This is a genomic window from Streptomyces sp. NPDC052682 (assembly GCF_040678435.1).
Lineage (GTDB): Bacteria > Actinomycetota > Actinomycetes > Streptomycetales > Streptomycetaceae > Streptomyces.
On record NZ_JBFATS010000001.1, the window covers coordinates 420864 to 435071 of the forward strand.

Below are 14208 nucleotides of genomic sequence, written 5' to 3' on the forward strand. Positions count from 1 at the left end.
CGGCCCGGGATCAAGATTGCGCAGCTTTTCGGTCTCGGAGAGAGCACCGTACGCGGCCGGAATACGCCCCGGGAAGACGCCCGAGGAGCCCGGGACGACGCCTCCCGGGCTCCTCGTGGTGACGACGGGCGGCGTGCGGGTCAGACCACCTCGACCCCGGGCCGGCCCGCCTCGACCCGCAGCCGGGCCAGGGTGCCGGGCGTGGCCGTCGGCTGCCGCACGGTGTCGACGATGCGCACCTGGGCGTCGATGCCGTCGCGGCGGATGTCGAGGAGGTGGTAGCCGCGGTGGGCGTCGAGCACCTTCCAGTGCGGGTTGTCCGGCAGCCGAGGGTCCCACTCGCGGTGGAAGGCGGCCTGGTCCTGGTCGCCGCTGCTGGAGATGGAGGTGCCCACGAACTCCGCGCCGACCACGTCGGAGTCCGGGTCGGCGAAGTCCTCCTTCAGATCGCTGATCATCGTCAGGTGCCGGTCGCCGGAGAGCACGACCGGGTTGCGCACGGACCTGAACTCCTTCAGGAACTCGTTGCGTTCGGCCTGGTAGCCGTCCCAGGCGTCGTAGAACCACTGCTTGCCCTCACCGACCAGCAGGTCGGTCTCGGCCATCATGATCTGCGAGGCGACGAGGTTCCAGCGGGCCGGCGAGTCGTGCAGCCCGTCCAGCAGCCACTGCTTCTGCCGCGCGCCCAGCATCGTCAGGCCCGGGTCCTGCGCCCCGGCCTGGCTGGTGGCCTGGTCGCTGCGGTACTGCCGGGTGTCCAGCACGTTGAGCCGGGCCAGCCGGCCGAACTCCAGGCGCCGGTACATCCGGATGTGCGGGCCGTTCGGCACCGCGCCGGCCCGCACCGGCATGTGCTCGTAGTACGCCTGGTAGGCCGCGGTCAGCCGGGCCACGAACGCGTCGTGCGGCTGCTTGTCGGGGTCCTGCGGGATCTCGCCGGCGAAGTCGTTGTCGACCTCGTGGTCGTCGAAGGTCACCACGAAGGGCGCGTTCGCGTGCATCGCCGCGAGGTCGGGGTCGGTGCGGTACTGGGCGTACCGGTTGCGGTACTGGACCAGGCTGTACGGCTCGCCGGTGCCCTCGTGGCGTCGTACGGCCGTCGCCGACGGCGTGGACTCGTAGATGTAGTCGCCGACGAACAGCACGACGTCCGGGTCCTGGTCGAGCATGTCGGCGTACGGCGTGAAGTAGCCGTGCTGCCAGTTCTGGCAGGAGGCCAGCGCGAGGCGCAGGGTGCCGCCGGAGCGGAACGGGTGGGGCGCGGTGCGGGTGCGGCCGGCGGCCGAGATCTGCCCGTCGGCGCGGAAGCGGTACCAGTACGTCCGGCCGGGGCGCAGGCCGCGTACGTCCACGTGAACGCTGTGCCCGTACTCGGGCCGGGCCGTGGCGACGCCCCGGCGGACGACTCGTCTGAACCGCTCGTCCTGGGCGACCTGCCACTCCACCGGCACCGCGCTGTCCGGCATCCCGCCGCCGTTCAGCGGGTCGGGGGCGAGCCGGGTCCACAGCACGACACCGTCCGGCAGCGGGTCGCCGGAGGCGACGCCGAGGCTGAACACCCCGTCGGGCAGCGGCGTGTCCGCGGCCTGGGCGGCGGCCGGCCGCCACAGCTGGGCGGAGGCCGCGGCGCCGAGCACGGCGGCTCCGGCGGTCAGAAAGCGGCGTCGGTCGGGCGATACGGCCCCGTTGCGTCCGGTCACGGCGAACTCCCTTGCCTCGCTGGCCTGTTGTCGGCACTGCGAAGCTCGCCGTCCGGGCGGTCAGCCCCCTGAACACCTGGCTTCGCATGCATGACAAACAAGCAGACAACAGAAGACCCGTTGCGACACGGCAACAACACGACAAACGTGATCTGGCCGCAACGGGTCTGTCGGGCCGTCAGCCTGCTGCCGACGTCGACGAGTCCGGGAGGTTTTCGACGCGACGGATCAGCGCGGGAACACGCTGCCGAGCAGGGCGCGGCTGACCGGCATGCCGAGCGCTGAGGCACCGAAGGAGAAGGAGCCCTGGGCGGTGACTCCGGCGGAGGTGGAGCGGAAGGCCCAGACGGCACCGGCGAAGGAGTTCTCCCCGGGCGCGGCGACGACCGGCTCGGCCCGCCCGTCGCCGTCGCCGTCCAGCAGATCCGTACCGGCGCCGAAGGTGTCGCCCTCCTCGGCCGTCCCGGGCACCTCGGCGCTGTTCTGGCTGAGCACCTTGGTGCCGGCGCCGGTCGGCCCGGCCGGTCCCCCGGGGACGACGGCGAACGTCCCGGCCTGATCGATCCCGTCGAAGTCCTCGTACGGGATGCCCGCGAGGACGTCGCCGTAGCCGTCCCCGTCGACGTCGCCGACCGACAGCGCGCTGCCGAACCCGTCGCCCGCCTCCTGGGCGCCCGGCACACCCGGGGTGTCCTGGGTGATCTCCCGGGCGGTGCCGCCGGCCAGGCCGTCCGGCCCGGCGCGCAGGATCCGCAGGCTGTCCCCGCCGAGCACGAGGTCGGCCCGGCGGTCCCCGTCCAGATCGCCGAGGGCCAGGGCGCTCCCCTCGGGGTCCGGCAGGTTCTTCAGGGCGGTGGGCGGCAGCAGGCCGTCCCGGCTGCCGCGCAGCTGGTACAGGCCGTAGCCGTAGCGGCCCTCGTCGTCCCAGTCGTAGGAACGGGCCAGGCTGACCAGGTCGGTGGTGCCGTCGCCGTCGGTGTCGCCGGCCGCCACGGCGACGGTCAGCAGGTCGCCGTCGACGAAGTCCGGACCGGTCCGCGCGGAGGCGGGCACGCCGTCCCGCCCGAACGGCCCGTAGGCCACCCGGCCGCTGCGGGCCAGGTCCTGGTGTCCGTCGCCGTCGAAGTCACCGGCGACGCTGAAGAAGGACTGCTGCCGGCCGTCGCCCTCGGCGGGCAGCAGCGTGCCGGTGGTCAGGCCGCCCGGGCCGCCCCACAGCACGGTGCGGCTGCCCTCGCGTGCGATGCCGCCCTGCGTCCACTGCTCCCGGGCCGCGTCGACGAGCAGGTCGGTGAACCCGTCACCGTCCAGATCGGCGGTGACGAGACGGCTGCCGAAGAGGTCCCCCGCCTCGGCGGTGCCGGGTATTCCGGCGGAGTCCTGCGTGTAGACCTTCTTCGTGCCGCCGGCGAGCCCGCCGGCCGAGCCGTACACCACGGCGACGTACCCGGCGTCGGTCCGGCCGCCGACCGTGCCGTGCGGGGCGGCGACGGCCAGGTCCTCGTAGCCGTCGCCGTCGAAGTCCTGCCGCACGCCCGTCGGGGCGGACGGCGCGGCGTGGGCGAGCGGCACGGCCGTAGCGAGGGTGGCGAGCAGCGCGGCCGCGACCACCACGGCACGCCGCGCCGTGGGCAGCACGGACCCGGCAGGAAGGAACACGTCGACTCCGGTGAGACGAAGGGCAGTTGACCACGGAGAGGACACTGAAGATCCTCATCCGCGCTGCCCCGTACGACTCACCGGAACGCGGGTTGGTTGCCCTGAGGTGCTCCTGGGCTTTCCCCGCCGTTCACCCGGGCGGGGACGCCTCGCCTAGAACGGCTCGAAGTCGTCGAACTCGCGCTGCGCCTCGTCGCGTTCGGCCTGCCGGTCGCGGCGCCGCTGCGCGGCCGGGCGTACGCCCTCCAGCCGGTGGTCCTCGCCGCGCCGGCCGAGCATCTCGGCTCCGGCCATGACGGACGGCTCCCAGTCGAAGACGACCGCGTTCTCCTCGGGGCCGATGGCGACGCCGTCGCCCGCCCGGGCGCCCGCCTTCATCAGCTCCTCCTCGACGCCGAGCCGGCCCAGCCGGTCCGCGAGGTAGCCGACCGCCTCGTCGTTGTTGAAGTCGGTCTGCCGCACCCAGCGCTCGGGCTTCTCGCCGCGCACCCGGAACAGCGGCTCGCCGCCGGTCTCCTCGCGCGTCACGGTGAAGCCGGCGTCGTCCACGGCCTTCGGCCGGATGACGATCCGGGTCGCCTCCTCCTTCGGCTTGGCGGCCCGGGCCTGCGCGACCAGCTCGGCCAGCGCGTACGACAGCTCCTTCAGCCCGATGTGCGCCACCGCCGACACCTCGAAGACGCGGTAGCCCCGCGCCTGGAGGTCGGGCCGCACCATCTCGGCGAGGTCCCGGCCGTCCGGCACGTCGACCTTGTTCAGCACGACGATCCGCGGCCGGTTGTCCAGCCCGCCGTACTGCCGCAGCTCCTCCTCGATGACGTCGAGGTCGGAGACGGGGTCGCGGTCGGACTCCAGCGTCGCGGTGTCCAGCACGTGCACGAGCACGCTGCACCGCTCGACGTGCCGCAGGAACTCCAGGCCCAGCCCCTTGCCCTGGCTGGCGCCGGGGATGAGGCCCGGCACGTCGGCGATCGTGTACACGGTCGAGCCGGCCGTGACGACCCCGAGGTTCGGCACGAGCGTGGTGAAGGGGTAGTCGGCGATCTTCGGCTTGGCGGCGCTCAGCACGGAGATCAGGGACGACTTGCCGGCGCTCGGATAACCCACCAGCGCCACGTCGGCGACGGTCTTCAGCTCCAGCACGATGTCCCGGACGTCGCCGGGCTCGCCGAGCAGCGCGAACCCGGGCGCCTTGCGCCGGGCGGAGGCCAGCGCGGCGTTGCCGAGCCCGCCCCGGCCGCCCTGCGCGGCGACGTACGACGTGCCCTGCCCGACCAGGTCGGCGAGCACGTTGCCCGCCTTGTCCAGGACGACGGTGCCGTCCGGCACGGGCAGGACCAGGTCCTGGCCGTCCTTGCCGGATCGGTTGCCGCCCTCGCCGGGTTTGCCGTTGGTGGCCTTGCGGTGCGGCGAGTGGTGGTAGTCGAGGAGCGTGGTGACGGACTGGTCGACGGTGAGGATCACATCGCCGCCGCGTCCGCCGTTGCCGCCGTCGGGTCCGCCGAGCGGCTTGAACTTCTCACGGTGGACGGAGGCACAGCCGTGGCCCCCGTTACCCGCGGCGACGTGCAGTTCGACGCGGTCCACGAAGGTGGTCATGGTGAGGTGCCTCCAGCACTTTCGGTTCGTACTTCGTACGGGGTTGTCAGTTGCGTAACACGCGAAAGGCGGACCCGCCTTCCCGACCGGGAAGTGAGGTCCGCCTCGCGAAGGTGTCCGATCAGCCGATCGCCGCTCAGGCGACCGGAACGATGTTCACGACCTTGCGGCCACGGCTGGTGCCGAACTGCACCGCACCGGCCTGCAGGGCGAACAGCGTGTCGTCGCCGCCACGGCCGACGCCGGCGCCGGGGTGGAAGTGGGTGCCGCGCTGGCGGACCAGGATCTCACCCGCGTTCACGACCTGACCGCCGAAGCGCTTCACGCCGAGCCGCTGGGCGTTGGAGTCGCGACCGTTCCGGGTGGACGATGCGCCCTTCTTGTGTGCCATCTGTTCTCAGTCCCTTACTTCGCAGCCGTGGGGATCTCGGTGACCTTGATCGCCGTGTACTGCTGGCGGTGGCCCTGGCGACGGCGGTAACCGGTCTTGTTCTTGTAGCGCAGAATGTCGATCTTCTGGCCCTTGTGGTGGTCCACGACCTCGGCCTGGACCTTGATGCCGGCCAGCACCCACGGGTCGCTGGTCACGGAGTCGCCGTCAACGACGAGCAGGGTCGAGAGCTCGACCGTGTCGCCAACCTTGGCGGTGGAAATCTTGTCAACCTCAACGATGTCGCCGACAGCAACCTTGTGCTGGCGACCACCGCTGCGCACGATGGCGTACACGCGGAACTCACTCTCTCGCTCGGGGAACGGCACCCCCGCAGGCCAGCCGCCCGGCACAATGCGGACGGCCTCTCCTGGGCGCCCGGCGCCCGGGAGGATGAGGTTTACGGGGATGTGGCGTGCCAGGGGACACGCCGACCGACGGTCAAGGTTACGGGCCCGCGGCCGAAGGGGTCAAACCGGGCCGGGGGCCGCGGGTGTGCGACCGGTCACGCCGGCCGGCACGGCGGGCCTGCGACGAAGACCCGGGGCGTCCGCGGTGCTCGCGTACGCCCCGGGTCCGGTGGCCGTCAGCCCTCGTCCGTGGAGGCCGAGACGGAGGACGTGCTCTGCTCCGCCGCCACGGTCTTCTTGGACGCCGTCTTCTTGGCGGCGGCCGTCTTGGCGGTCTTGGCCGCCTTCTTGGCCGTCGTCTTCTTCGCGGTCGTCGTCTTCTTGGCCGCGGTCTTCTTGGTGGCGGCCTTCTTCGCCGTGGCCTTCTTGGCGGTCTTGCGGGCCGCCTTCTTGGCCGGGGCGGGCTCCTCGGAAGCCGCCGTGGCCTCGGTGGCCTGCGGCTCCTCAGCCGTGACCTCCGCCTTGTCGTCCGGCTTCTCCTCCGCGGGAGCCGCCGGGACGACCACGACGGCCGCCTCCTCGGACGCGGTGGGCGTGGTGGGCTTGCGGACGGCACGGCGCCTCGGACGGGCCGGAGCGGCGGCGGTGTCGGCGGAGGCCTCGGCCGCCTCGGCCTGCGGGGCCGGGGCCTGCTCGGCCTGCGCCCCGGACGCCGGAGCGCCGGTCTCCTCGGCCGCGGGGGTCTCGGAGACCGCCGGGCTTTCGGACTCCGCGGGCGTCTCGGAGACCGCGGGAGTCTCCGGGACCGTCACCACGGCCGCCTCCGCGCCCGCCGGCGAACCGGCCGGGGCGGACGCCTTGCGGGTCGCCCGCCGCCGGGTACGGCCCTTGGGCGCGGCCTCCTCTGCGGGAGCCTCCGGGGCGGCCTCGACGACCGGGTCCTCGACGGCCACCGGCTCGGCGTGTGCCTCGGCGGCCGGCTCCTGCCGCACCGGACGCGCGGCCTCCTCCTCGGCCGTCACGTCCTGCGCCGTCGGCGCGCCGGCCTCCGGCTCCTCGGCCTTGGCGGGCTCGGGCCGCACGGCCTCCGGCTGCGCGTCGGCCGCGGCGGCCTCGCGCGCCGTCTCTCGCTTCGGCGCGCCCGCCGGTGCCGACGCGCGCCGGCTCGCCCGGCGCCGGCCACGCCCGCGGGTGGCGGCGGCCTCCGCCTCGGCGGCGCTGCTGTACAGCTCCTCGTCCGGCGCGAAGGCCGGCTCCGGCAGGGCGACCGGCTCGGCCACCTCGGCGGCGACCTCCTCGGCCTCCGCCTCGGCTTCCTGCTCGGCGGTCTCGACGGCGGCCACGGCCTCCTGCTCGGCGGCACCGGCCCGCGCCCGCTTCTTGCTGCGCTTGCCGCCGCCACCCTGGGCGGTGGCCTGGTCCAGGTGGACGATGACACCGCGCCCGTTGCAGTGGACGCAGGTCTCGGAGAACGACTCCAGCAGGCCCTGGCCGACCCGCTTGCGGGTCATCTGCACGAGCCCCAGCGAGGTCACCTCGGCGACCTGGTGCTTCGTGCGGTCCCGGCCCAGGCACTCCAGCAGGCGCCGCAGCACCAGGTCCCGGTTGGACTCCAGCACCATGTCGATGAAGTCGATGACGATGATGCCGCCGAGGTCGCGCAGCCGGAGCTGGCGGACGATCTCCTCGGCCGCCTCCAGGTTGTTCCTGGTGACGGTCTCCTCGAGGTTGCCGCCCTGGCCGGTGAACTTGCCGGTGTTGACGTCGATGACGACCATCGCCTCGGTCCGGTCGATCACCAGCGAACCGCCGCTGGGCAGCCAGACCTTGCGGTCCAGCGCCTTGGCGAGCTGCTCGTCGATCCGGTAGGTGGCGAACACGTCGACCTCGGAGGTCCACCGCTGCAGGCGGTCGGCGAGGTCGGGCGCGACGTGCGAGACGTACCCGTGGATGGTGGACCACGCCTCGTCGCCGCTGACGATGACCTTGGAGAAGTCCTCGTTGAAGATGTCGCGCACGACCCGGACGGTCATGTCCGGCTCGCCGTACAGCAGCGTCGGCGCGCTGCCGCCGTTCTTGGCCTTCTTCTGGATGTCCTCCCACTGCGCCTGGAGCCGCTCGACGTCGCGGCGCAGCTCGTCCTCGCTCGCGCCCTCGGCGGCGGTGCGCACGATGACGCCCGCGTCCTCGGGGACGATCTTCTTGAGGATGGTCTTCAGCCGGGCCCGCTCGGTGTCGGGCAGCTTGCGGCTGATGCCGGTCATCGAGCCCTCGGGCACGTACACCAGGTAGCGGCCGGGCAGGGAGACCTGGCTGGTCAGCCGGGCGCCCTTGTGGCCGATCGGGTCCTTGGTGACCTGGACGAGGACGGACTGGCCGGACTTCAGCGCGGACTCGATACGGCGCGGCCCGTTGGCCATGCCGAGCGCCTCGAAGTTGACCTCACCGGCGTACAGCACGGCGTTGCGGCCCTTGCCGATGTCGATGAAGGCGGCCTCCATCGACGGCAGCACGTTCTGCACCTTGCCGAGGTAGACGTTGCCGACGTACGAGGTCGACTGCTCCTTGTTGACGTAGTGCTCGACGAGCACGCCGTCCTCCAGGACGCCGATCTGCGTCCGGTCGCCGTTCTGCCGGACCACCATCACGCGCTCGACGGCCTCGCGCCGGGCGAGGAACTCGGCCTCGGTGATGATCGGCACGCGGCGGCGGCCCTGCTCGCGGCCCTCGCGGCGGCGCTGCTTCTTGGCCTCCAGACGGGTCGAGCCCTTGATGGACTGCACCTCGTCGGAGGGTTCGGCGGCCTTGCGGGGCTCGCGGACCTTGACGACGGTCCGCTCGGGGTCGTCGGGGGTGGGCTCCACCTCGACGCCGCTGTCACCGGCCCGGCGACGCCGGCGACGCCGGCGGCGGCTGGTGCTGCTGCCGGTCCCGGCGGACTGCTCGTCGCGGCCCTCGGCGGCCTCGTCCGACTCCGTGTTGTCCTCGGAGTCCTCCTCGGCCTGCTCGGCGGTGTCCTCGGCGTCCTGCTCGGCCTGCTCCTCGGCGAACCGCTCGGACTCGGCGTCGGCCTCGCCGTCGCTGTCGGCGGACTCGCCGCGGCGACGGCGACGGCCGCCCCGGCGGCGGCGCCGGCGCGACCCCGTGCCCTCGGACTCGTCCTGCTCCTCGCCGGCCTGGTCCTCGGCCTCGTCGGTCTCGTCGCCCTCGTCCGTGTCGTCGGCCTCGGTGTCGGTCTCGTCGTCGGCGGAGGCGGTCCCGGCGGCCCGGTCGTCGAACTCGTCGCCGTGCGCGGCGCCCCTGCGGCGACGGCGGCGGCGCGACCCGGTGGGCTGCTCCTCCGGGAACTCCTCGGTCTCGCTCTCCTCCGTCTCGGCGGCCTCGGCGGCCGCTTCGGCGGCGGCCCGCTCCGGCGTCTGGAACTTCGGCTCGGTGAAGACGGGCGGCTGGAACACCGCGACGGCGGGGCGGGCCGGGCGCCGCGGCACCTCGGGCTCGTCCTGCGCCGGAGCGGCGGCCCGGGCGGTCTGGGCGGGCTGCTGCGCGGGCTCGGCGAATCCCGTGGCGGCCCGGCGCACGACCCGGCGACGGGCGCGGCGCGGCGCGGCGTCCTCACCGGCGGGCGCCTCGGCAGGGGCCTCGGCCGCGGGAGCCTCGGCACGGGGAGCGGCCTTGGCGCGGCTCTTGCCTGCGGGAGCCTCGGCGGGGGGCTCGGTCGCGGGGGTCTCGGTCACGGGGGTGTTCGCCTCCTCGGCGGACGAGGAGGTCGCGGCGGTCTCGGCGGACCCCGCGGTGGTGCCGGAGGCGGCACCCTGCGCGGACGCGGCGGCGTCGGCGCTGTCGGCCGGCTGTGCGGCCTCGGCGGGCGCGGACACCCGGCGCGAGGTCCGGCGCCGGCGGCGCGGAGCGGCCTCCTCACCGGAGTCGGCGGGGGCAGCGGCCTCGGCGGGGGCGGCGGGTTCCGCGGACGTCACCGGCTCCGGCGTACTGCCGCCTCCGGCGGCAGCCGTCGCCTCGGCGGAGGCGGCGGATTCCGCGGTCTCGGCGGAGGTGGCGGTCTCGGTGGACGCCGCCTCGGCGGACTCCGCGGGCGCAGGGGCGCCGGCGGGCGCGGACACCCGGCGCGAAGCCCGGCGCCGGCGGCGCGGAGCGGCCTCCTCACCGGACTCGGCGGACGCGGCGGCCATCCCGGCAGCCTCACCGGCCGCCGACGGCTCAGCGGCCTCGGCGCTCACGGCGGCCGTGGGCGCTTCGGCGGCAGCGGCCTGCCCGGAGACCGCCGTGGGCGACGACACACTGCGCGTGGCGCGACGCCGCGGGCGCCCGGGAGCCGCGCTCTCGGAGCTCTCGGCGGGCGCGGAGACCTCGGCGGGCGCTGCGGTCCCGGACGGCTCGGGGGCCTCGACGGGGGCCGTGGCAGCCGTCGCCGGCACCACGGTCTCGGCGGCCTCCGCGGACGCGGGGGACCCGGCGGGCGCGGACGCACGGCGGACGACCCGCCGACGCCGGCGACCCGCCGGCGCGGCCTCGTCCTCCCCGTCTGCCTTGTCTTCCGCCGCCTCGGCGACGGCCTGCGGGGCAGTCTCCTCGGCCTCCGCCGCGGAAGTCTCCTCGGCCGCGTCGGTCTCGGCGAGTGCCTCCACGGACTCCGCGGGCGGCAGGACCGGTGTCACGGTCTCGACGGGCGCGTCGGAGGAGGTGGTGGCGGGCGGTCCCGCCGGGCGGGATGCGGCACGGCGCCGGCGGCGCGGCGGCAGGGTGTCGCTCGGGGTGTTCAGTTCGGAGCCCGTTGAGGACTCGGTGGCTTCGGTCGGCTCGAGCATGCGGGCATGTCTCCCGTCAGGCTCCCGGGCGCCGCGCCTGGTCCGGCGTCGATCGCCGTTGACGTCCGCGGCTCGCGCGGTGCGCGGTGCCGCCGTCCGGGGCGCGGGCGCCGCACGGGAGCTCTCTGTGTCCTGTCTCGCCGGTTCCGTACGCCGAATGCGTACGGCCTGGCGAAAGTCTTCTGGTCGGTGCGCTGCCCGACCCAGGTGGCTCCCGAGTTCGAGGGCGGCGCTACGACGTCCGTCCCTACGCGGGACCTTCCCTACGCCGGCGCCGGCGCGGCGGCAGTCGGATCGGCCGTTGAGTGGGCCTCGGCTGCCTCGCGGTCGGGCGCGAGCGGGTCGGTCACCGTGCCGGTCTCTTCATCGAACAGCCCCTGCGCCAGCCTGGTCACCGCTGCGGGGACCGGCGGCGCCAGGTCGGCCACGGCGCTGAGACCGGACAGGACGTCGTCGGGTCGTACGGCAGGCGTCACGTGCCGAACAACCAGCCGCAGTATCGCACAGGGCTGGTCGCTCGGCCTATCAGCCTGAGAACTCTGCGTATCGGCCGGGTCGAGGCTTTCCAGGCTGACGACGGCGGGACGGGCGTCGAAGGTGCGGACGCCGTTCTTGGTCAGGCGCTGCACCTCGACGGTGTCGGCCGTGTTGAAGGCCTCCACCGCGCGCCGCGCCTCGGCCGGGTCCACACCGTCCAGTCTCAGCTCCCAGACGGAAGCCGTCAGCCGGTCGGCGAGCCCGGAGGTCCGGGCCTCGACCGCCTCGATCACGTCGAGCCCGGCGGGCAGCGACTCGTCGAGGAGGACACGCAACTGCTCCGGATCACGCGGCTCGGTGAGCGCGATCTCCAGGTACTCCGCCTCACTGCCCGTGCCGGTGGGTGCGGCATTGGCGTACGACACCTTCGGATGCGGCGTGAACCCCGCCGAGTACGCCATCGGTACCTCGGCGCGGCGCAACGCGCGCTCGAAGGCGCGCTGGAAGTCACGGTGGCTGGTGAACCGGAGGCGGCCGCGCTTGGTGTAGCGCAGTCGGATGCGCTGCACCGCGGGTGCGGGCGGCGGGCCTTCGGGCTGTCGCTTGCCCAGTGTCCTAGTCCTTCGTGAGAGCGGTCGTACTGCTACCAAGAGTACGTGTCGCGCGGCCGGCGGGTTCCCGCCGGTCCACGACCTGCGCCTTCCCCGGGTCCCCGAACAGCATGCGCCGGATGTCGGCCCGGGTCCGCCGGACGGACTCGCGGGCCGAGGCGAGGGCCTGCCGGGTGGCCCGTCCCACGCTGCGGGCCGCCTCGGCGGCGGGGCGGAGCACCGCGTCCCTGACGACGTGCCCGACGGGCGTCAGGACGCTGCGGTACACCCACCGCACCGGCTCGACGAGGATCCACCGGAAGAGGGTGGCGAGGAACCGCCCGACGGCCAGGGAGATCCGTCCCGCGATGCGCCAGGCGTGCCCCAGGGCGTCCCCGACCTCCCGCCCGACGACGGCGAGGAACCGGCCGACGGGTGCGAGGACCCACCGCCACACGGCCAGCGCCGGCAGCACGAGCAGGATCCGGCCGGTCCAGTACAGCGCGATGCCGATCCCGGTGACGATCATCCTCAGCAGCCACAGCAGCCCCTTGCCGCACCACGCGATCGCCCGCCCGGCCGGCGCGAGCACCCACGTGTACAGCCACAGCGCGGGGACGACGACGAGGTGGCGCACCAGCCAGGCGACGGCCGTCCAGACGCCGAGCCCGACGGCGGCGAGCACGGCTCCGATCCCCCGCAGGACCCACAGCACGCCGTGGCCGACCGGGGCGAGCACACGCGCGTACACCCACGCCAGCCCGGCCCCCACACCCCGCCCGACCCAGGCCAGGGCGTGCCCCAGGGGTGTCAGCACGTACCCGTAGAGCCAGACGGCAGGGCGGACCAGCAGCACCGCCGCGAGCCAGGCCAGCCCCTTGGCCAGGGGGACGGCCCCGTACCGCCACAGGGCCACGAACGGCCACACGAACACCGCCCGCGCCAGCCACAGCAGCGCGCGTCCCAGCGGCCTGAGCACCGTGTCGTTCAGGAACCGCCCGGCGACGACGAGCGCGTCCCACACCATGCGCACCGGCACGACCAGCACGAGGACCACGATCCGCACGGGGAGCCGGATCGCGACGACCAGACACCCTTCGGGCGGCGGCTGCGGAGCAGGCTTCCGGGGCGGCTCGGCGTCGGTCGGTTTCTGCAGGTCCATACCGGCGTAGACGCCCGGGCGCCCCACCCGGATCCCGGACCGCCGGGTTCCCGACCTTACGTTTCCGTCACGGCACGCGTGCGTGCAGAAGCCGTGGGGATCCCTCGAACCCGTTGCGGAGGTACGCGGGTATCGCCCGCGGACTGGAGTGCACGGTCACCCGCTCCAGTCCGAGCTCCTTCGCCCCGTCCAGCACCGCCCGGATGAGCCGCCCGCCCAGGCCGCCGTCCCGCGCCTCGGGCACGACGTACACGCACTGCAGGTCACCGGAGGCCCGCTGCAGCGCCCCCGGGGTGGGCACCCGCTGCACCACCGCCAACCAGGCCATGCCGATGACCTCCGCGCCGCGCACCAGGACCACGCAGCGGTGGGACGCGGCGTTTCGCCCGGCCCAGTCGACGAAGTGCCGTACGAACTCCTGCGGCCCGGCGACGGGGTCGGTGCCGTTCTCGACGATCCATTGCCAGCGCAGCCGGGCCACGGCGGGCAGGTCGTCGGGCCGGGCGGGGCGGATGGTGATGGTGTCCATCAGCGCATTGTGCGGCCCGCTCGCGGGCACGCGGCCGGGAACACCGGTTTCCCAAGGCGGTTCTCTCCTGGGGGCGAAGCTGAGCACGCGTACTCATGTGCGCGCGGCCCGCGTGCCGCATGGTGCGTCCATGCGCTCACTTACCGTTCCGAAGCCCGTGCTGATGGCCGTGTTCGGCTGCCTGGTCCTGTCCGGCTGCGGCAGCCAGACCACCGGCGGCGACCAGCGGACCGCGGGCAGCGCCGTCGCGGCCAGAACCCCGCCGGACACTCCGATGATCGACGACGACCCGGAGCTGCGGCTCCTCGCGTTGCTGAACCGCGTCACCCGGACCTGCGCTCCGGACGCCCCGAGCGGCGAGGGCGGCGACGCCGTGCCGGAGCCCGAGGACCTGCCCGGCTGGGAAGGGACGGCACCACCGAGGTACGGGCCGGGCGAGACCCCGCCGGGCGTGCCGAACGCCGACGGGGACATACCACTCCCCCTGGACGATCCCGCGCCCTCCTCGGAACCGACACCTGACTCCACCGGGCCCGGACCTGTCGGGGAGGTTCCGCTGACGGGTGTCGAGAAGTGCAGCGGCAGGGAGCACGCCCGGCGCGTCGGCGAGGCGTTCGGGAACACGAGGACGACCGGCTACCAGGCCCTGCGGGAGAAGCTGACGCGCCTGGACTACCCGGCGTCGCGGATCCACCGCATGCCGGACCGGGCGGGCGCGCCCCGGGTGAGAGTGGACCTGCGCATGCTGGGCAGCCGCCTGGCCCTGGAGGTCACCGGCACCGGCACCGGGGTGAGCGTCGAGGCGTTCGCCGCTCCGGAGACGGAGGACGTGCAGGTGACCGACGTCCAGCGCAAGCCCCAGCCGGCCCCGCCCACATCCTGAGCCGTG

The 14208-nt window shown here is 74.2% G+C and carries 10 protein-coding genes; 1 reads left to right on the forward strand and 9 read right to left on the reverse strand.

The genetic code is table 11. The features are described from left to right. Positions 1-140 precede the first annotated feature (140 nt). The 9 genes from AB0K80_RS01850 to AB0K80_RS01890 form a co-directional block, all read right to left on the reverse strand. Entirely contained in the window at positions 141-1700 is a 1560-nt protein-coding gene (locus AB0K80_RS01850) for an alkaline phosphatase D family protein (protein WP_365664759.1), read from the reverse strand. Between the two features lie 228 nt (positions 1701-1928). After that, positions 1929-3359, reverse strand: coding sequence for an FG-GAP repeat protein (locus tag AB0K80_RS01855; protein WP_365664761.1), 1431 nt, complete (start codon positions 3357-3359; stop codon positions 1929-1931). A 153-nt stretch (positions 3360-3512) separates the two neighbouring features. Beyond that, on the reverse strand, positions 3513-4958 hold the full coding sequence (gene obgE, locus AB0K80_RS01860) for a GTPase ObgE (protein ID WP_365664763.1): 1446 nt from the start codon (positions 4956-4958) through the stop codon (positions 3513-3515). Between the two features lie 136 nt (positions 4959-5094). After that, on the reverse strand, positions 5095-5349 hold the full coding sequence (gene rpmA / locus AB0K80_RS01865; protein WP_073938528.1) for a 50S ribosomal protein L27: 255 nt from the start codon (positions 5347-5349) through the stop codon (positions 5095-5097). Positions 5350-5363: 14 nt separating this feature from the next. After that, on the reverse strand, positions 5364-5684 hold the full coding sequence (gene rplU / locus AB0K80_RS01870; RefSeq protein ID WP_004001309.1) for a 50S ribosomal protein L21: 321 nt from the start codon (positions 5682-5684) through the stop codon (positions 5364-5366). Positions 5685-5974: 290 nt separating this feature from the next. Then, a complete protein-coding gene (locus tag AB0K80_RS01875) occupies positions 5975-10561 on the reverse strand; it encodes an Rne/Rng family ribonuclease (RefSeq protein ID WP_365664765.1) in 4587 nt (1528 codons plus the stop codon). Positions 10562-10824: 263 nt separating this feature from the next. Next, a complete protein-coding gene (locus AB0K80_RS01880; RefSeq protein ID WP_365664767.1) occupies positions 10825-11607 on the reverse strand; it encodes a TIGR03936 family radical SAM-associated protein in 783 nt (260 codons plus the stop codon). Positions 11608-11653: 46 nt separating this feature from the next. After that, on the reverse strand, positions 11654-12790 hold the full coding sequence (locus tag AB0K80_RS01885; RefSeq protein WP_365664769.1) for a hypothetical protein: 1137 nt from the start codon (positions 12788-12790) through the stop codon (positions 11654-11656). Positions 12791-12857: 67 nt separating this feature from the next. Further along, positions 12858-13319: a GNAT family N-acetyltransferase gene (locus AB0K80_RS01890; RefSeq protein WP_365664771.1), complete on the reverse strand. Its 462-nt coding sequence runs from the start codon at positions 13317-13319 to the stop codon at positions 12858-12860. A 130-nt stretch (positions 13320-13449) separates the two neighbouring features. Here AB0K80_RS01890 and AB0K80_RS01895 point away from each other — a divergent pair, with 130 nt between their 5' ends. Beyond that, complete coding sequence (locus AB0K80_RS01895; protein ID WP_365664773.1) at positions 13450-14202, forward strand: hypothetical protein; 753 nt, start codon at positions 13450-13452, stop codon at positions 14200-14202. The last annotated feature ends 6 nt before the right edge of the window (positions 14203-14208 follow it).